Annotated in this window: 15 protein-coding genes; 3 read left to right on the top strand and 12 right to left on the bottom strand. The window is 68.9% G+C overall.

What is annotated here, in order from left to right; genetic code table 11:
- From Q4P07_RS08275 to hflX, 11 genes are all read right to left on the bottom strand, one after another.
- The coding region (locus Q4P07_RS08275; protein WP_303374435.1) for a DegV family protein at nt 1-723 on the bottom strand (723 nt) is incomplete at its 3' end.
- Between the two features lie 19 nt (nt 724-742).
- A complete protein-coding gene (gene leuS, locus Q4P07_RS08270) occupies nt 743-3,664 on the bottom strand; it encodes a leucine--tRNA ligase (RefSeq protein WP_303374434.1) in 2,922 nt (973 codons plus the stop codon).
- A 252-nt stretch (nt 3,665-3,916) separates the two neighbouring features.
- Nucleotides 3,917-4,183, bottom strand: coding sequence for a 30S ribosomal protein S20 (rpsT, locus tag Q4P07_RS08265; protein ID WP_303374433.1), 267 nt, complete (start codon nt 4,181-4,183; stop codon nt 3,917-3,919).
- 285 nt (nt 4,184-4,468) lie between these two features.
- Complete coding sequence (locus Q4P07_RS08260) at nt 4,469-5,743, bottom strand: cyclopropane-fatty-acyl-phospholipid synthase family protein (RefSeq protein WP_303374432.1); 1,275 nt, start codon at nt 5,741-5,743, stop codon at nt 4,469-4,471.
- Nucleotides 5,740-7,137 carry an FAD-binding oxidoreductase gene (locus tag Q4P07_RS08255; protein ID WP_303374431.1) on the bottom strand — a complete coding sequence of 466 codons (1,398 nt, stop codon included), beginning with the start codon at nt 7,135-7,137 and terminating at the stop codon, nt 5,740-5,742. Before Q4P07_RS08255 ends, Q4P07_RS08260 begins: the two co-directional genes overlap by 4 nt.
- Nucleotides 7,138-7,237: 100 nt before the next feature.
- A complete protein-coding gene (locus Q4P07_RS08250) occupies nt 7,238-7,663 on the bottom strand; it encodes a DUF952 domain-containing protein (protein ID WP_303374430.1) in 426 nt (141 codons plus the stop codon).
- The gene (holA, locus tag Q4P07_RS08245) at nt 7,660-8,643 is read right to left on the bottom strand and encodes a DNA polymerase III subunit delta (protein ID WP_303374429.1); all 984 of its coding nucleotides are present in this window, start codon (nt 8,641-8,643) and stop codon (nt 7,660-7,662) included. The genes Q4P07_RS08250 and holA overlap by 4 nt, the downstream gene beginning before the upstream one ends.
- A gap of 42 nt (nt 8,644-8,685) precedes the next feature.
- Complete coding sequence (locus Q4P07_RS08240; protein ID WP_303374428.1) at nt 8,686-10,905, bottom strand: ATP-dependent DNA helicase; 2,220 nt, start codon at nt 10,903-10,905, stop codon at nt 8,686-8,688.
- 35 nt (nt 10,906-10,940) lie between these two features.
- Nucleotides 10,941-11,795, bottom strand: coding sequence for a formate dehydrogenase accessory sulfurtransferase FdhD (gene fdhD / locus Q4P07_RS08235; protein ID WP_303374427.1), 855 nt, complete (start codon nt 11,793-11,795; stop codon nt 10,941-10,943).
- Nucleotides 11,796-11,822: 27 nt separating this feature from the next.
- On the bottom strand, nt 11,823-14,558 hold the full coding sequence (locus tag Q4P07_RS08230) for a glucosidase (protein ID WP_303374426.1): 2,736 nt from the start codon (nt 14,556-14,558) through the stop codon (nt 11,823-11,825).
- A gap of 97 nt (nt 14,559-14,655) precedes the next feature.
- Nucleotides 14,656-16,173, bottom strand: a complete 1,518-nt coding sequence (hflX, locus tag Q4P07_RS08225; RefSeq protein WP_303374425.1) for a GTPase HflX — start codon at nt 16,171-16,173, stop codon at nt 14,656-14,658.
- Nucleotides 16,174-16,269: 96 nt separating this feature from the next.
- Between hflX and Q4P07_RS08220 the strand changes: the two genes are divergently transcribed.
- Nucleotides 16,270-16,932 carry a class I SAM-dependent methyltransferase gene (locus tag Q4P07_RS08220; RefSeq protein WP_303374424.1) on the top strand — a complete coding sequence of 221 codons (663 nt, stop codon included), beginning with the start codon at nt 16,270-16,272 and terminating at the stop codon, nt 16,930-16,932.
- A 9-nt stretch (nt 16,933-16,941) separates the two neighbouring features.
- Here the strand turns inward: Q4P07_RS08220 and miaA are convergent, their stop codons facing one another.
- Entirely contained in the window at nt 16,942-17,934 is a 993-nt protein-coding gene (gene miaA / locus Q4P07_RS08215; protein ID WP_303374423.1) for a tRNA (adenosine(37)-N6)-dimethylallyltransferase MiaA, read from the bottom strand.
- Between the two features lie 88 nt (nt 17,935-18,022).
- Here miaA and Q4P07_RS08210 point away from each other — a divergent pair, with 88 nt between their 5' ends.
- Both Q4P07_RS08210 and Q4P07_RS08205 read left to right on the top strand, forming a co-directional pair.
- Nucleotides 18,023-18,271, top strand: coding sequence for a hypothetical protein (locus Q4P07_RS08210; RefSeq protein ID WP_303374422.1), 249 nt, complete (start codon nt 18,023-18,025; stop codon nt 18,269-18,271).
- 21 nt (nt 18,272-18,292) lie between these two features.
- Nucleotides 18,293-19,132 (top strand): pyruvate, water dikinase regulatory protein, encoded by an 840-nt coding sequence (locus tag Q4P07_RS08205; RefSeq protein WP_303374421.1) that lies wholly within the window; start codon nt 18,293-18,295, stop codon nt 19,130-19,132.
- Nucleotides 19,133-19,209: the final 77 nt, after the last annotated feature.

Here is a 19,209-nt window from a genome sequence, read left to right as displayed (position 1 = left end):
GGCCAGTTGCAGCACCGCCATCCGCACCTCCACCTCGGCCTCGCGTGCTGCCTCGACCTCAGCCACCGCGTGCTCCACCAACTTGGCGAGCGCCTTGGCCCGGGTCCGGACCCTATCCGCGGGGTGCACTTCACCGTCCCGGATCGTCAGCAACGGCTTGATCGCCAGCGCGGACCCGAGCAGGGCCTGAGCTCGGCCGATCCGCCCCCCGCGCCGCAGGTGCTCGAGAGTGTCGACGTAGAACCAGGTCCGGCTCGCGTCGGCATGTGCGCGCACGATCGCCACCACCTCCTCGACGCTGGCCCCGGCGGCCGCTGCGCCTGCCCCCGCACGCACCGCATACCCGAGCGCCAGCCCCAGGACCCGCGAGTCGACGACCTCGACCTCGATCTGCCCAGCCAGCTCGTCACGGGCAAGCTCGGCAGCCTCGACCGTCCCGCTCACCGACGAGGACAGGTGGACCGACACCAGCCGGTCGGCGCCGGTCCGTGCCGCCGCGTTGCGGTAAGCCGCGACGAACTCCCCCGGCGAGGGCCGCGACGTCGACACCCGTTCCTTGCCCTTGGTCATGATCTCCGCGACCTCGCCAGGCGTGATCTCGCGCGCCTCAAAGGTCCGGCGTCCAGTGACGCTCACGTGCAGCGGCACGATCGTCACCCCCGCCCGCTTGGCCATTTCCGTGGACAGGCAGGACGTGGTGTCAGTGATCACGTGGACAGTCATCGCAACATCGCGCTCTTCCTCAGACGACCACGTTGACCAGGCCGGGGGCCCGGACGATGACCTTGCGCACCGGCGCTCCGTCAATGATCGCCACCACCTTGGGACTGGCCAGCGCCAGCGCCTCCAGCGACGCCGCGTCGATGTCGGCCGGCACCTCCAACCGGTCCCGGACCTTGCCCTTGACCTGCACGATCGCGGTGACGGTGTCCTCGACCAACTTGGCCGGGTCGGCCACCGGGAACGGCTCGTAGGCCAGCGAGTCCGCGTGCCCCAGCCGCGACCACAGCTCCTCTGCCAGGTGCGGCGCGACCGGCGCGACCATCTGCACGAGCGGCTCGACGGCGGCACGCGGCACGACGTCCAGCTTGGTCAGGTGGTTGTTGAGCTCGATCATCTTGGCGATCGCGGTGTTGGTCCGCAGCGCCGCGAAGTCGGCGCGCACGCCCTCAATCGTCTTGTGCAGCGCCTTGTCGGTCGCCTCGGCCATCGCGTCGTCGACGACGGCGACCTCCCCGGTCTCCTCGTCGATGACGTTGCGCCACAGCCGCTGCAGGAAGCGCTGGGAGCCGACGACCGCGCGGGTCTCCCACGGGCGGTACTGCTCCAGCGGCCCCATCGACATTTCGTAGACGCGGAAGGTGTCCGCGCCGTACTGCTCACACATCTCATCAGGGGTAACGACGTTCTTGAGCGACTTGCCCATCTTGCCGTACTCCTGAGTGACGGGCTCGCCCTTCCAGGTGTAGGTCGAGGCGCCACCGTCCGTGGACGGGTGCTCCTCGATCTCGGCTGCGGGGACGGGGAAACCGCGCTGGTCACGGTAGACGTAGGCCTCGATCATGCCCTGGTTGATCAGCCGGCGGAACGGCTCCTCGCTGGAGACATAACCCAGGTCGAAGAGCACCTTGTGCCAGAAGCGGGCGTAGAGCAGGTGCAGCACGGCATGCTCGACCCCACCGACATACAGGTCGACACCGCCGGGGTCCGTCGCACCGGGTGGCGCGCTGGCGACCGGTGCCGGTCGCGGGCCGATCCAGTAGCTCTCGACGGCCGGGTCCACGGGCGCCTCGGTGTTGGCTGGATCCAGGTAGCGCAGGTGGTACCAACACGAGCCAGCCCAGTTGGGCATGGTGTTGGTCTCTCGGCGATAGCGCTGCACACCCAGGCCCTCCCCCAGGTCAAGGTCGACCTCGACCCATTCGCCCGCGCGCGCCAGCGGCGCCTCGGGCGAGGACTGCGCGTCCTGCGGGTCGAAGGTCCGCGGGCTGTAGTCCGGCACCTCCGGCAGTTTCACCGGCAGCATCGCATCGGGCACTGAGTGCGCGATGCCGTCAGCGTCCCAGACGATCGGGAAAGGCTCACCCCAGTAACGCTGCCGACTGAAGAGCCAGTCCCGCAACCGGTAGGTGACCTGCCGGGTCCCGACCCCCTGCTCCTCCAGCCAGGCGATCGTCGCCTCCTTGGCCTCGGCCACGCCCATCCCGTCCAGGCTCAACCCGTCAGTGACCGAGTTGATCGCCGGGCCCTCGCCCGTGAACGCCTCGTCCTGGGGGTGCTCGGGGGTCGGCTGGACCGTACGAATGATCGGCAGCTCATAAGCCTTGGCGAAATCCCAGTCCCGCTGGTCCTGCCCCGGCACCGCCATGATCGCGCCGGTGCCGTAGCCCATCAGCACGTAGTCGGCCACGAACACCGGCAGCGCAGTGCCGGTGACCGGGTTGGTCGCCCACGCGCCGGTGAAGACCCCGGTCTTGTGCTTGGCGTCGTGCCGCTCACGCTCGAGGTCGCTCTTGGACGAGGCTTCTCGTTGGTATGTCGACACCGCCGTGCGCGGGTCGGCCGCGCCACCGGTCCAGGCCGGGTGGGTGCCCTCGGGCCAGGCGGGCGGGACGATCTGCGCCAGCACGGGGTGCTCGGGCGCGACGACCATGAAGGTGGCACCGAAGATCGTGTCCGGCCGGGTGGTGAAGATCTCCAGGCCGGTGGTGCCGCCGTCCACGGTGGGGATCGAGCCGAAGGTGACGTCTGACCCGAAGGACCGCCCGATCCAGTTGCGCTGCATCAGCCGGACCTTTTCCGGCCAGTCGAGCCGGTCCAGGTCGTCAACCAGTCGATCGGCGTAGGCGGTGATGCGCATCTTCCACTGGCTCAGATTGCGCTTGAAGACGGGGAAGTCGCCGCGCTCGGACTTGCCGTCCACGGTGACCTCCTCGTTGGACAGCACCGTGCCCAGACCAGGACACCAGTTGACCGGTGCCGCCGAGACGTAGGCAAGCCGGTGCTGATCCAGGATGTCTGATCGTTCGCGGGCGGTGAGCTCGGCCCACGCGCGACCATCCGGGGTCGAGCGTTCGCCCCCCTCGAACTGCGTGACCAGGTCTCTGATCGGACGCGCCCTGCCGGTCCCTGACCCGCGCCGCGCGGGCGCGGACTCGTCATACCAGGACTCAAAGATCTGAGTGAAGATCCATTGGGTCCAGCGGTAGTAGTCAGGGTCGATGGTGGCGAAGCCGCGTCGTTGCTCGTGGGACAGCCCGATCATCCGCATCTGGCGTCGGTAGGTGGCCATCGCGGCCTCGGTGGTGACGCGCGGGTGCTGACCGGTCTGTACGGCGTAGTGCTCGGCCGGCAGCCCGAAAGCGTCGAAGCCCATCGTGTAGAGCACGTTCTGGCCGGTGGTGCGCAGAAATCTGCTGTAGACGTCGGTCGCGAGATAACCCAGGGGGTGTCCGACATGCATCCCGGCCCCCGACGGGTAGGGAAACATGTCCATGACGATGGTGTGGCCCTTCTTCAGGCGCGGATCGTCCGGCGCCGCCCACGGCCCGGCCGGGTTGGCTGAGGCAAAGGTGTCCTCGGACTCCCAGCGGTCCTGCCAGCGGGCCTCGATCTGCCCCGCCAGCTCAGCGGTGTACCGGTGTTCCGGGGTGCGCTCGCTCATCGTCCTCGTCCTGTCCTGGCCTGTCGAAGATGTCCTTGTGCACAAAAAAACCCCTCTCGATCAGGAGGGGTCCGCCGCGCTGGGTGGTGCGTCGTTCAGCGCGGCTGCGTAAGCACGCAACGGGTCGTCATGATGGCGATAAGTCTAGCGGATACGCCGCAGGCGCCCGTTGCTGCCCTGATCAGATCAGGGCAGGGGGCGCCTGCAGCGGATCCTGCTGCGCGGGCTGGTGAGCCTGCGTCGCCGTTGGTCTCAGGCGCCGATGCTGCTGAAGCGCTTGGCCATCGCTGACTTCTTGTTGGCGGCCTGGTTGGCGTGCAGAACGCCCTTGGACACCGCCTTGTCGAGCTTCTTGGAGGCCAGCTTGAGCGCATCGGAGGCCTTGGCGGCGTCGCCGCTGTCCGCAGCCTCGCGGAACTTGCGGACCCACGTGCGCAACTCGGACTTGGCAGCCCGGTTGCGCTCGGTGCGCTTGGCGTTGGTCTTGACGCGCTTGATCTGGGACTTGATGTTTGCCACGAAGTATTTCTTCCTGCAGAAGTGTTGGTCTGATGTCGTGAGGGCGACGAACGCACGGCCCAGGATTGAGCGTGGGGATGCCCTGGCGGCTGGTCCGTGCGCGATGCTGCTGATAATGCTGCTGCTGATCTGCCTGTGGTGCGCACTGTTGAGCACGCACGCAACGCGTAAATCTACCAGCGCGACCGCCCATCCCCCAAGTCCACCCCAAACTCTCACCGGACGGTCACCCCTGCCACACCGGACGGTCACCCCTGCCACAGGCCTCCCAGACTGCGCGGTCCCTCAGCTCACGATGCGCGCGGTGCCTAGCCCGGACTCACCGGCCTGGGAGGTGCGTACGGCCAGGATCTGGTGCAGCTCCATACCGCGGCGCTCGAAGTTGAGGCGGGAACCCGCCAGGTAGAGACCCCAGACCCGAGACTTGCCGGGGCCCGCCTCGCTCACGCACTCCTCCCAGTGGGCGCTGAGGTTGTCGCTCCAGGCCGCGCAGGTGAGGGCGTAGTGCTCGCGCAGGTTTTCGTGGTGACGCACCTCCAGCCCGACATCCTCGATCGACGAAACGAGGGTGCCGGAGCCAGCCAGCTCGCCGTCGGGGAAGACGTAGCGCTCGACGAAGGCGGCCGAGGCCATCGGCTGGTGCCGATTGTCGGTCCAGGTGATGCAGTGGTTGAGCAGCCGTCCACCGTCGCGGAGCCGGTCCCGGAGAAAGCCGAAGTAGGCGGGGTAGCGCGCCACCCCGATGTGTTCGGTCAGGCCGATGGAGGACACGGCGTCGAAGCCACGCTCGGTGATATCTCGATAGTCGCCATGCCTGATCTCGGCGCGGTCGCTCAGGCCGAGCTCCACGATCTTGGCCTGCCCCCACTCGGCCTGCTGCTGCGAGAGGGTGACCCCCACGGCCGTCACGCCGAAATGCTGGACCGCATGCCGCACCATCCCGCCCCACCCGCAGCCGACGTCGAGCAGCCGCATCCCAGGCTGCAGTCCGAGTTTGTGGCAGATCACCTCATGCTTGGTGAACTGCGCCTCCTCTAACGTCGCTTCGACGCTGGGGTAGATCGCGCAGGTGTAGGCCATCGAGGGGCCGAGCACGAGCTCATAGAACCTGTTGGACACGTCGTAGTGGTGGGAGATTGCGAGCGCATCACGGTGCCGGCTGTGGCGCCGACCCTCCAGCAGGCGCCGGGCCCGGGACGGCGTCTCCTCCGGTGGCAGCGGTGGCGGGGTGGGTCGCACCGCGGCGAAGGCGGAAGCAAGGCGGGGCAGGCTCCGCAGCCCGGGAGTGGTCACCCCCAGCTCCTCTCGCAGCAGCGTGATCTCGGCATAGGGATTGCCCTGGTCCATCCCCTCGATGACCAGGTCACCGGACAGGTACGCGCGCGCGAAGCCGAGCTCGCTGCTGGCGGACGTGAGCAGGTAGTGCAGCGCGCGTTCCGACTCGATCCGGAGCACCCGCGCGCTCGGGTCACCGCTGCGGGACCCGTCGTAGGCCACCACCTGCACGTTGGCCTCTGGGCCGACGAGCAGCGCAAAGATCTCCGCCGCCGTCTTGCTCATCGGGCTCGCACCACCTTGTCGTAAAGAGTCGGGAAACGCCCATCAGGGTCGTAGCGCGCCTTGACCCGCGCATATTCGTCGCCACCGTAGAGCTGGCGGAAGGTCTCTTCGTCGTAGGTTGCCGTCGAATAGAGGCCCTTGTGCCCGCCCAGCTCTCTCACCTTCGCCTCGATGGCCGCGTTGACCGCGCCGCGCTCGGCGCCCGGCTCGATCGGCACCGCCGACCAGAAGCCGACGTTGACGTAGTCCTGTCCCGGCTCCATCGGGTAGAGCGGCCAGATCTGCTCACCCCGCAGCCGCACGGGGCAGATCCACAGCGGCTGGATCGGGAGGCTGGTCAGGAACCACGTGAGGAACTCTGCGGTCCGCTCCAGCGGGATCTCCACGTCCTGCACCACGCGCTCCTCCTCCGGCCTCCCGCGCCACCGCTGGAGGCGCTCGACCACCCCGTGCCGCTGCTCGAAGGCCATCATCTTCCAGTAGACGTCGCTGCGCCGGAGCCGTCGAGGCCAGAGCCGCCGGATCCTGGGCTGCTGTGCACCGAAGGCCCGGGAGCACCAGAACCAGTCCGTGTCCCAGCGCCACAGGTAGTCCTTGGCGGTGAGCACGTCAGTGCGTCGGTGCTGGATCGAGCGGTAGTAGATCTGCTGACCGCCGTAGTCGCTGGGAATCCCGATCCCCTCGGTCGTCTCCGCCCACCGCCCCAGCGTCAGATAGGCCTCGGTCCCGCTGAAGACGACCCCATCGACGAAGTCGACCTGCTCCCCCTCGTGCTCGCGCTGCGCCATGACCGTCGAGATCACCTCGACCAACGCCGTCAGGTCACTGACGCGCACGTGTTTCAGCACGACATACCGCGACGTCGGCTCGAGCTCGATGACCAGGCCAAGGCAGTATCCGAGCGTCCCGTAGGAGTTGGCCAGCGCGCGCAGCAGGTCGCGGTGCGCTCCGCCGGCACGTGCCGTGAGGACTTCCCCGGTGCCGGTGAGCACGTCAGCCTCGAGCACCGACTCGTGCGGCAGGCCGTTGCGGAAGGAGGTCGACTCGATGCCCAGGCCCACGACCGCGCCGCCGATGGTGATGGTGCGCAGCTGTGGCACGACCAGCGGCATCCAACCCCGCGGGAGCAGCTCCTCCACGAGCTGCTCGTAGGTCGTCAACCCGCCCACCAGCGCCGTGCCTGCCTCCTCATCGAGGTCGAAGACGCCAGTCAGGCCATCCAGTCGCAGCCGCGGGCCGGTGACGTCCTCCCTGCGTCGAAACAGGTTGGAGGTGCCCTTGGCGAGCCGCACGGGCTCATCGGGCAGCAGGTCGGCCCAGGCCGCGCGGGCCCGGCTCACGGCGGCGACGTAAGCCGTGGTCCGGACCGCGCCTCCCGGCTGGAAGTCGTCCACGTCCTCATCTTGGCCTGCCGGCCCCAGGACCGCTACCACTGCTGACCCAGAGTCATTGACTGAAGAGCCATCCACGCGTTCGGGAGTCGCTCTCGGGGTGCTACTCCTGCGGGTATGGGGTGTCCGCCCAGGGCGCGAGGTCGAGCCAGCCCCGCTCCACCGCCGCGGGGCGGGTGCGGGCGACCGCCGATACGGGGAGCGCGCCATAGACGTGCGGGAAGAGCTCCGGCGCGGGGTTGTCGGCGCTAGGCCCGCCCAGGTGCGGGTCACCAGGCTCGTCGCGGACCTCGATCGCCGCGGCCGCCAACCGCTCCGGGTCGATCTCCAGGACGACCAGGGGGGCGCTGACCCGCGAGTAGACGAGCTTGACGACGCCGGGGAGCTGCTCGGGGTAGGAGCAGTGGATGAAGCCAACCTGCTGGAGCGTCGCGCCCAGCGTGGACTGGTCGTAGTGGCCCGACCGTAGGGCCGCGTCCCAGTGGACCTGCTCCGCGAGGTGCCAGAACGTCCGGCGCGGCTCGCTCATGCGCCGCCTGGATTCCGCGCGCGGCACACCTGCAGGACGGCCCGCTCCACGGCATACTCCGGGCTGCGCACGGAGGCCTCGGTGCGAAGCCCACCCTTGACGTCGACGTCCGCCCTGGCGACGGCTTCGATCGCCCGACCCAGCCGCGGGCCGTCCCACCCTTGGGCGACGCGGCGAGCCTGGTCCACCTGCCATGGCGCCATGCCCAAGTCGCGAGCGACCTGGCCCGAGTTGCCGCTGCCCGCAGAAGCGACCTTGCCGACCTGGCGGAGCTGCATCGCGAGCACGGCGACGATCGGCACGGGGTCCAGGCCCCCGAGCATGGCGTGGCGCAGCAGGCCCATCGCCGCGCGCTCATCACCTTGGAGCGCGGCCTCGGCCACCTTGAAGGCGGTGGTCTCGATGCGCTCGCCGTAGTAGGTGTGGATGTCCTGGACGTCGATGCTGCCCTCGACGTCACGAATCAGCTGGGCGCAGGCACCCGCCAGCTCGCGCATGTCCTTGCCGATAGCCTGGACGAGGGCGAGGGCGGCGTCTTCGAGAATTCTGCGGCGGGCCGTGCGGAACTCGTGCTTGACGAACTCCAGTTTGTCGCGCTCGCTTCTGACCGCCTTGGCCTCGATCAGCCGAGCGTTGCGCTTCTTGAAGGTGTCCAGCACCTTCTTGCCGCGGTTGCCGCTCTTGTGCCGGACCACGAGGGTGACTCCGTCGGCGGGCTGGTCCAGATAGCTGAGCAGGTCGTCGACGAGCGCGTCGTCGGCCTCGTCCATGTCGTGGACGACGATGACCGTCCATCCACCGAACAGGCTCGGGCTGGCGTGGACCAGGAGCTCGCCGGGCTGATAGGTCGCGGCATAGAGCTTGACCACGGTGGTCTCCGGCTCGAGCGAGCGCACGGCTTCCACGACCGAGTCCACGCCTCGTTCGGCGTAGATCTCCTCAGGGCCCGTGATGAGGGCGAACTCCAACGGCGCTGTCACGGGCTCAGCCTGCCACGCTGCGCCGACAGTGCGCCGTCCTGCTCACACCAGGCCGAGCTGGTTGACGCGGGCCGTGACCAGGTCAGGAGCGAGCTCAAGATGCTCGGCGAGCTCCTCGACGGTGACCGCGGAGGCGAGGCCTTCCCGCAGCTCCTCGTCCTGCTCCTGCGTCCAGGCGTGGCCACCGGTCACGGCGGTGCGCGGAGACCGGGCGACCGGAACCGTGCCCTGAGCGGCCGCAGACGCTGCGGCGCTGGGGCCGACCAGCGGTGCCCCACCGATCCCGCGCGCACCCGGCTCGAAGACGGGCTCGACGTCGGAGGCGGTCTCGTCCAGTGTGCTGAGCGCGCGCAGCACCAGCGTCCGGTCGGTCGTGGGCCAGAAGGGAGGCAGCGACTTCTGCAGGAACGACGCGTAGCGCGCGGAGATCATCCGCGAGTCGAGGAACGCGATGACGCCGCGGTCGTCGCTGCGGCGGATCAGTCGGCCCGCGCCCTGCGCGAGCCGGAGCGCCGCATGCGTGGCTGAGACGGCCATGAAGCCGTTGCCGCCCATCCGGGAGATCGCCTCGGTGCGGGCGGAGGAGAGCGGATCGTCGGGCCGAGGGAAGGGGATGCGGTCGATGATGACGAGCTGGCAGGCGGAGCCTGGCACGTCCACGCCCTGCCACAGGGACAGGGTGCCGAACAGGCACGTCGACGCGTCGGTGGCGAACCTGCGCACCAGCGTCGGCAGCTGGTCATCACCCTGGCAGAGCACGGTGATGCCGTCGTCGGCCAGGCGGGCGCGCATCTCCTCGGCAGCTGCCTCCGCAGCCCGGCGTGAGCTAAAAAGCCCTAGCGTCCTCCCACCGGCCGCGCGGACCAGCTCCTCGATCTCGTCGAACACGACCGTTGGCGCGCCGTCGCGACCGGGCGGCGGAAGGTGCTTGGCGACATACGCGATCGCCTGCTGCGGATAGTCGAACGGCGACCCGACGTCGAGCCCCTCCCACGGCGGCGAGCCCGCGCCGCGAAGCCCGATGGTGCCCGCGACTGCATCGAAGGAGCCGCCGAGCTCCAGGGTGGCGGACGTCAGGACGACGGTGCGCTCCTGGAAGATCTTTTCGCGCACCATCATCGCCACGCTCATCGGGGCGACGCGCAGGACCGCGCCGCGGCGCTGGTCGTGATTGACCCACACGACGTCCAGGTCGCGCTCCTCCAGCACCCGGGAGGTGACGTCGTGGACGTCGTCGACCGCCGCGAGGGCCATCTGCTTGGCTCCGTCGACCTCCGCCCCCTTGTCCGGCTTGATCTCGGAGAGCGTCGCGTGGGCAGCGTCGCGGACGAGCTGCAAAGTGGTGACGAGCCGCTCGGGCAGCGCGGTGAGCTTGCCGTCCGGCAGGTCTGCGAGCACGTCTGCCAGGAGGTCGGTCATCTCCTCCAGGCGCGCCGCCGCCTCACCCTTGCCGGCACGACGTGCGGCCACTGAGACCGAGGACGAGGTCAGCTCGTCGGTGATCGTCGAGGTGACCCGGTCGGTGAGCTCGTGGGCCTCGTCCACGACGAGCAGGTCGTGCTCGGGCAGCATGAACCGTCCCTCGAAGGCATCGATGGCCATGAAGGAATGGTTGGTGACGATGAGGTCGACCTCCTTGGCCGCCTCACGGGAGAGCTCGACGAAGCACTCGGCCACCATCGGACACCGGCTGCCCAGGCACTCGTGCGCGTTGACCGAGACCTGCCGCCAGGCACGGTTGCTCACGCCCGGCACCAGCTCGTCGCGGTCGCCGGACTCGGTGAGCTCGGCCCACTCACGCAGCCTGGTGACCTCATCGCCCAGCCTGGAACGCTCCCGGTCCACCGATCCGAGGGAGAGCAGCGCCGCTTCGTCGTCCTCAGGAAATCCGCCGACCAGCTTGTGCTGGCAGAGGTAGTTGGAGCGGCCCTTGACCAGCGCAAACGTCGGGCGCCGCCCGAGCAGCGGCGCGAGCGCCTCAGCGATCCGCGGCAGGTCCCGGTCCACGATCTGTGCCTGCAGGGCGAGGGTGGCGGTGGCGACGATCGCCGGCTTACCGGTGCGGAACGCGTGCGCGATCGCCGGCACCAGGTAGGCGAGCGACTTGCCGGTGCCCGTCCCGGCCTGCACGAGCAGGTGCTCCTCCCGCTCCACGGCACGTTCCACGGCTTGGGCCATCTGCACCTGTCCCGGCCGGTCAGCCCCGCCCACGGCGCGGACCGCGGCGTCGAGGAGGGTCGTCAGGTCGGGGAAGTCGGGCACGGCTTCAGGGTATGCGGTGCCACCCACCTCTCCGCTCAGCCGTCCACAGCCTCGACGCGCACCCGTTGGGTCTGCGTGTAGACGTTGAGCGAGGTGCCCCGGTTGAAGCCGATGAGCGTCATCCCCGACTCCTGCGCCAGGTCGGCCGCCAACGACGAGGGTGCTGACACCGCGGACAACATCGGGATACCGGCCAGGACGGACTTCTGGACCAGCTCGAACGACGCCCTGCCGGACACCTGGATGACGGTGCCGCGCAACGGCATACCGATCTCGCGCAGGGCCCAGCCGATGACCTTGTCGACGGCGTTGTGGCGCCCCACGTCCTCGCGCAGGCAGGCCAGCTCGAGCCCGCCGTCCGCGGTGGGCACGAACAGCCCCGCCGCGTGCACGCCACCGGTCTTGTCGAACACCGCCTGCGACTCGCGCAGTTGACCCGGCAGCGCCAGCAGCTGCGACAGCGCGAAGGTGGTGTCGTCGACGATCGCGCCGTGCACCCCGGTCCGTTTCACCGCCTCGATCGAGGCGGTTCCGCAGACCCCGCAGGAGGAGGAAGTGTAGACGTGACGCTCCAGCCCGGCGTCCGGCGGCGGGACGCCCTCCACGAGCTCGACGTTGACGACGTTGTAGTCGCGCAGCCCGTCTGCACCGATCCCCGATCGGTAGTCGATCCGCTGCACGTCCGACCAGGTCGAGACCACACCCTCGCCGTGCAGGAAGCCGACGGCCATGTCGAAGTCGTTGCCCGGCGTGCGCATCGTCACGGACAGGGAGGTGCCGTTGACGCGGATCTCCAACGGCTCCTCCCCAGCGAGCGTGTCCGGTCGCTCACGCACGCCACCGTCGGCGCTGAGCCTGGTGACGCGGCGACGCTGGGTGACGCGGGTCATGCCAGCAAGACTACGAGGCCGACTCGTTCATCGGTTCCTGATGCCGTGCGGAGCGCAGATGAAGTGCGCCACGAGGGCCGTCCACCCGGTCTGATGGGATGCGCCGAGGCCGGCACCGGTGTCGCCGTGGAAGTACTCGCTGAAGGTCGGGTGCGCGTCCCACAGCTCACCGCGGGGGTGGTCCCGCGGCGTCGACGGCCGACGCCCGTCCGGCCCGGGGCGAAACAGCGCCACCAGGCGGTCCTGCAGCTCGTCTGCGACCTCGGTGATCGGCATCTGATGCCCGGAGCCCGTCGGCAACTCGATGGTGGCACCCACACCCGCGGACCGGCCGTAGGTCCGCACGGCGTCGACCAGGAGCGCGTTGACCGGCATCCACACCGGTCCGCGCCAGTTGGAGTTGCCGCCGAACATCCGCGAGTTGGACTCGCCCGGCACGTAGGCCAAGGACAGGTCCTGCCCCTCGATGGTGACCTCCAACCCGTCGCGGTGCGCCGCCGAGAGCGAACGCAGGCCGTAGGGCGAGAGGAACTCCCCCTCGTCGAGCATCCGCCGCACGATCGCCATCCACTGGCCCTTGTCGACCATCGACAACGTGCGCAGGGAGTAGCCGCGATGGTTGGTATGCAGCAGCGCATCGGCGAGCTCAGGGCGGCGGCGCGTCCAGCCGTCGAAAAACTCGGTCAGGTCCGGCAATTCATAGGCGACCCAGTTGGGCACCAGCGAGACGCCGGCGAGCGGAAGCAGCCCGACCATCGAGTGGGCCGGCATGCGGTGGGGCTCACCGTGCTCATCGACCAGCACATCGTGAAAGAACTCATCCTGTGGGTCCCAGAGCGAGACGTGCTTGGTGCCGATGTCTTCCATCGCCTCCGAGATCGCCAGGAAGTGCACAAGAAACTTCGTCGCCACCTCATCCCAGGCGCTGTCCTCGCGGGCCAGCTCCATCGCCATCCGCAGCATCTTGAGGCAGAACATCCCCATCCAGGCCGTGGCGTCGGCCTGCTCGAGCCGTTGGCCGTCGGGAAGAGGGTCGGACCGGTCGAAGAGCCCGATGTTGTCCATCCCGAGGAAGCCGCCCTCGAAGATGTTGGACCCCTCACTGTCCTTCCGGTTCACCCACCACGGGAAGTTGAGCAGCATCTTGAGCACCACGCGCTGCAGGAAGTCCCGGTCGCGGCTGCCGTCGATCGCATAGACCTGCCAGGCGGCCCACGGGTGCACCGGAGGGTTGACGTCCGAGAAGTCCCACTCGTAGGCGGCGAGCTCACCATTGGGGTTCATCACCCACTCTCGGCACATGAGGAGCAGCTGCCACTTGGCGAACCATGGGTCGACGTGCGCGATCGCCACGCAGTGGAAGGCGAGGTCCCAGGTGGCGAACCACGGGTACTCCCACTCGTCCGGCATCGAGATGACCTCGGAGAGCTTGACGTGCTGCCAGTGGTGGTTACGACCCTGCAGACGACTCTCTGGCGGCGGCGGCTGAGCCGGGTCCCCCTCCAGCCAACGAGCTACGTCATACAGATAGAGCTGTTTGCCCCACTGGAGTCCGGCGAAGGCACGCCGGCTGATCAGGGCGTCCTCCTCGCTGGTGTCATCCGGCAGCACCGCGGCGTAGAACTCCTCGCACTCGGCCGACCTCCGGGTGAGCACGTCATCGAAGGTCGGGCTGGGGTCGGGCCGGCCATCGATCTCGGTCAGCCGCAGCCGGATGGTCACGGTCTCCCCCGGCGCGACCTCCTCAAAGGTCCACCAGAAAGCCATCTTGGTGCCGTGCTGGTGGGGATTGGCGGCGTCGGGTTGGCCGTGCACGACAGCCCGGTTGATGGAGTCCTTGGGGTAGGAGGTGTAGTCGGCGGGCACTGCCGACTCACCGTAGAGGGTGGCCAAGTTGGTCTCGTTCTCGCAGAACAAAACCCGCGGCTCGCCGGCCGCTCCGCCTTCGGGGGTGATGACGACTCGGCCGAGCCGGTGATGGTCGGCGAGCAGAGTCACCGACTCCTGCTGGCCGTCCGCGAGCGCAAGGCTGGGCCGGCGGTCGTCCAGGCCCCAGCTCCAGGTGTTGCGGAACCACACCTGCGGCAGCAGGTGCAGAGGTGCGGCATCGGGACCCTGGTTGGTCGCCGAGATCTCGATGCAGATGTCGCTCGGGCTGGCCTTGGCGTGGGTGACCTGCACGTCGAAGAAGCGGTTGTCCGCCAGGATCCCGGTGTCGCTAAGTTCGTACTCGTCCTCATCCAGACCGCGCCCGTGGTTGATCAGGGCCTCGTAGGGATAGGCCGCCTGCGGGTAGCGGTAGAGCCAGGACGCATAACTGTGCGTGGGGGTGCCCTCCAACGCCCACCAGTACTCCTTGACGTCCTCGCCGTGGTTGCCCTGGGGGTTGGTCAGCCCGAAATAGCGCTCCTTGAGCCGATCGTCGGCACCATTCCACAGGGCGACCCCGACGTTGAGGTAACCCTCGACGTCGCAGAGCCCCGCCAGGCCGTCCTCTCCCCAGCGGTAGGCCCGCAGATGTGCGTGGTCGAACGGGAAGTAGCCCCAGGCGTCGCCGTCCTCGGAGTAGTCCTCGCGAACGGTGCCCCACTGGCGGCCCGAGACGTAGGGCCCCCATCGGCGCCAGGCCGACTTCGGGTCGTCGGACTCGGCGATCCGACGATGCTCCACGCTGCTCTGAGACTCGTCGCACGCGTCTTGGAGATCGTCGGGGTGGTCGTTGGGGTCGTCGCGCTGGTCGTGGGTGTTCGGCTCGGAACTCACTAATCCACCCTGCCACACCGCAGGGTCGCTCGCGCTACCGCAAGAGGGTCGCGGTGGACGATCCAGGCGCTCGCCCGCGCGACTGCGACCGCGCGGACTAGACGGCGAACTCGCTCAGGTGCCCTTGCAGGTCCTCATCGACCTTTGCCGTGAGCCGCGTGCCTTCGCAGGTGTGCTCCTCGGTGAGGATCTGCGCCTCCTCGTGCAGTCGCGCGACGAGGTCACCGCGGGTGTAGGGCACGAGCACGTCGACGAGGATCTGGGGCCGGGGCAGCGTGTCCTCGACGAGCGCGAGCAAGTCGTCCATACCTTGCCCGGTGCGTGCCGAGACGACGACAGCATGGGGATAGAGCAGCGCGAGCCGGTGCAGCACCTCGGGCTGCGCCAGGTCGGCCTTGTTGACCGCGATGATCTCCGGAAGCAGCAGCGGGCTGCCTTCGTCGACCTCCGCGAGCACCGCGTGGACCGCCGCGATCTGGCTTTCCGGGTCGGCGTGCGACCCGTCGACCACGTGCAGAAGGACGTCCGCCTCCGCAGCCTCCTCCAGCGTCGAGCGGAAGGCCTCGACCAGCTGGTGCGGCAGCGACCGGACGAAGCCGACCGTGTCGGACAACGTGTAGATCCGACCCTCGGCGGACTCGTGCCGCCGGACAGTGGGGTCCAGGGTGGCGAACAACTGGTTCTGCACCAGCACGCCCGCACCGGTGAGTCGGTTGAGGATCGAAGACTTGCCAGCGTTGGTGTAGCCGACGATCGCCACGCTGGGGATCCTGTTGTTGCGGCGACCGCTGCGCTTAGTGTCGCGGACCGTCTTCATCCCGACGATGTCGCGGCGCAGCTTGGCGATGCGGGTGTTGATGCGCCGGCGGTCCAGCTCGATCTTGGTCTCACCAGGGCCTCGGGAACCGATGCCTTCACCCCCGGCGACCCGGCCGCCCGCCTGACGGGACATCGACTCGCCCCAGCCGCGCAGCCGCGGCAGCAGATACTGCAGCTGCGCCAGCTCGACCTGTGCACGACCTTCCTTGCTCTTGGCATGCTGGGCGAAGATGTCCAGGATCAGCGCGGTCCGATCAATCACTTTGACCTTGACGACATCCTCCAGCGCGCGGCGCTGCGACGGGCCGAGCTCGCCGTCGACGACGACGGTGTCCGCGCCGGTGTCCGCGACGATATCGCGCAGCTCTGCGGCCTTGCCCGAGCCCAGATAGGTGGCCGGGTCCGGCTTGAGGCGTCGTTGGATCACGCCGTCCAGAACTTCTGACCCGGCTGTCTCCGCCAGTGCGGCTAGCTCACGGAGTGAGTTCTGGGCATCCTCCAGCGAAGTCTGGCCGTTGTCCTCCCAGACGCTGGCCAGGACGACCTGCTCCAGTCGCAGCTCGCGATACTCGACCTCGCTGACGTCCTCCAACTCGGTCGAGAGTCCACGGACGCGCTGCAGTGCCGCCCGATCCTCTCGGTCGAACTGGTCGCCGTCCCGGCCAGTTGAGTCCTCGGACTCCCAGGCGCCCGTCTCCCGGCCCGAAACGACCTCCTGGTCGTCTATCGCTGCGGCGCGAAGTTGCAGGACGGAGGATCGGGGGGACTCGTGCTTGTCGGGATCGTGCTGAGTCAAAGGTCTCCTTGGTGTCGGGTGCTGCTGCTCCACTCTCTCACCGGTCAACGCCCTGAGCCACTGATTTCTGCCCCCGGCTCACTAGACTCAACGGCCATGCCCGCCTCGCAGGACCACTACTTCACCGCCCAGCCCGCCTCCGACGGCGAGCTCCGGCGCCGCCAGGCACTCCTGGCAGGTCGCGATGTCGAGATCCTCAGTGCCGGCGGGATCTTCTCACCGGGCCACGTCGACAAAGGCACCGCCGTCCTGCTCAAGGAGGCGCCCGCGCCCCCCAAGACCGGCACCTTCCTTGACCTCGGCTGCGGATGGGGACCCCTTGCCCTGACCATGGCGATGCTCTCGCCCGCTGCCACCGTCCATGCCGTCGACGTCAACGCACGCGCTCTCGACCTGTGCCGCCGCAACGCGCAAGCCTTGGGCTGCACCGGGGTCCAGGTCTCCACCCCCGAGGAAGTCGACCCGGACACCACCTTCGACCTCATCTGGTCCAACCCACCGATCCGGGTCGGCAACGCCGCCCTGCACGAACTGATGGTCACCTGGCTGCCGCGCCTGGCACCAGGCAGCCCGGACCTCCCGGACAGCGCCGCCTACCTCGTCGTGCAGAAGAACCTGGGCTCGGACTCCCTGCAGAGCTGGCTGGCTCGCACCCTCCCCGAGCTCATGGGCAAGGTCGAGGTCAATCGGTACGCCATCAGCAAAGGCTTCCGCGTCCTTCGCGTCACTCGCGCTGCGGCGTCCTCGCGACCCGTCTGAGGTGCGTCGTCACCTCGCGCGCGACCGCCACCGATCCATCGCGAGCCCATCGGCGCCAGCCCACACCGCGAGCGCCTGCTCGAGCAGGTCGGGCGCGTCATGCTCCAACCAGGTGATCCGCGGATCCGGGCCGAACCACCGCTCCTGTCGCCGCGCGAGCCGCCGGGTCGCGACGACCGTGTCCAGGATCGCCTCCTCCTGCGTGAGCTCCCCGTCCAGCTGGCGCCGCGCCTGCGCATAACCGACCGCGCGGGAGGAGGTCCTGCCTTCCCGCAGCCCCATCTCGAGCAGCCCGCGGACCTCCTCGATCAGACCCTCGCGCCACATCCGCACTGCCCGGGTCGCGATGCGCTCGTCGAGGACCTCGCGGGGCGATCGCAGTCCGATCATCACTGTGGGGACCACGAACTCCCGCGTCGGCATGGTGGCGCTGAACGGCCGCCCGGTGAGCTCGATGACCTCCAAGGCCCGCACGACGCGTCGACCGTTGCGCGGCTCGATCGAGGCAGCGGCCACCGGGTCCGCGTCGGCGAGCCGAGCGTGCAGCTGCTGTGCGCCCACGCGTCCCAGCTCTTCCTCCCACCGTGCCCGCACGTCCGGATCGGTCGGCGGGATCTCGAGCCGGTCCAGCAGCGCGCGGACATAGAGTCCCGAGCCCCCGACGACGACCGGCACCATTGCGTGGGCGCGGATCGCGTCGAGGTCGGCGCGGGCATCGAGCTGGTATGTCGCGACGCTGGCTTCCTGCGTCACGTCGAGCACGTCCAGCTGATGGTGGGGGATGCCCTGTCGCGCGGCGAGCGGCAGTTTGGCCGTGCCGACATTCATCCCCCGGTAGAACTGAGAAGCGTCCGCGTTGACGACCTCGCCCCCGACCGCGAGCGCGAGGGCGACCCCGAGGTCGGACTTGCCGGTCGCTGTCGGCCCGACGACGGCGACCACCGGCGCTTGTTCCCTCGCCCGCGACGACACGCCGATGGGTTCGCGCTGGCTCCCGGTCATGCCTGCCATCCTCTGACGCCTCTCCTGATCGCGGCCGGTCTGCCACGCCCACTTGCTCGGCTCCCGGTCAGGGTCAAGGATGGCAGGCATGACTGACGCGACCTCCGCCCCCGAGCCAGACCAGAAGCCGACCGGGACCTTCGTCGGCGGTGCCTTCGGCACCCCGCCGGAAGAAGACCCGCAGAACGAGCCACAGGAGGGGCCCGTCCTCGCTGCGGCTGCCCCGGCGCAGGACCCGACCGACGAGCCACCGACCGAGGCCGAGGCTCCGGCCGACGTCGAAGGCCTCGCGCCCACCGACGGCTCGGCCCCCGGCGAGCGCAACGAGCCCGTCTGACACACGCCGTAGCCTGACTCCATGATCGACACCCCCATCGAGGTCCACATCATCGCCGACTCCACCGGCGACACCGCGGCGCGGGTGGCCCGGGCAGCGGCCGCGCAGTATGTCGATTCCGAAGTGCGGATCATCCGGCACCCTCGTCAGAGCACGGTGGAGGGTCTGCACGATGCGTTCGCGCGCATGCACCCCGAGCGGAGCCGGATCGTCGTCTTCTCCACCGTGGTCGACGAAGCCCTCCGAGGGGCGGTGGCACAGCTGTGCACCGAGCGCGGGCTGCCGCACGCCGACCTGCTCGACCAGGCACTGGTCGCGCTCAAGGCCGCGACCGGTCAGGACCCTTCGCGCGTCGTCCACCCTGTCGGGGTCAGCGATGACTACTTCAAGCGCGTGCAGGCCATGGAGTTCTCGATCGCCAACGACGACGGCAACCTCTCCAACCACCTGCGTGAGGCCGACATCGTGCTCATTGGGGTGAGCCGCTCAGGTAAGACACCGCTGTCGATGTATCTGGGCTACCTCGGCTACAAGACCGCCAACATCCCGCTCGTGCCCGGCCTGCCGGTGACCACTGAGCTCAACGACGTGCAGCGCTGGAAGATCGTCGGGCTGACCATCGACCCGGAGCGGTTGGCGCAGATCCGCACCCGTCGGGTCAGGGCGCTCGGCTCCTCGGCGGTGCAGCGCGACGGCTACACCGACCTGGTGACGATCTTCGACGAGCTCGATCAGGTCTCGGCCATCCAGCGCCACTTTGGATGCCCGGTCATCGACACCACCGACCTCGCCCTGGAAGAGGCCGCGGGGCGAGTTATCGAGATCGTCCAGAAGCGGCGGGAGTCCTCCAGAGGCCGTTGATCTGCTCCTCGCGAGGTGGCGATAAAGTCAGGGCAGGACGCGGCACTGGGGCCGCGCACGAAAGTGTGAGGAAGCAG

This window comes from Ornithinimicrobium sp. (assembly GCF_030537745.1).
Classification (GTDB): domain Bacteria; phylum Actinomycetota; class Actinomycetes; order Actinomycetales; family Dermatophilaceae; genus Ornithinicoccus.
The sequence above is the reverse complement of the archived record's forward strand: the minus strand, read 5'-3'. Positions and strand labels throughout refer to the sequence as shown.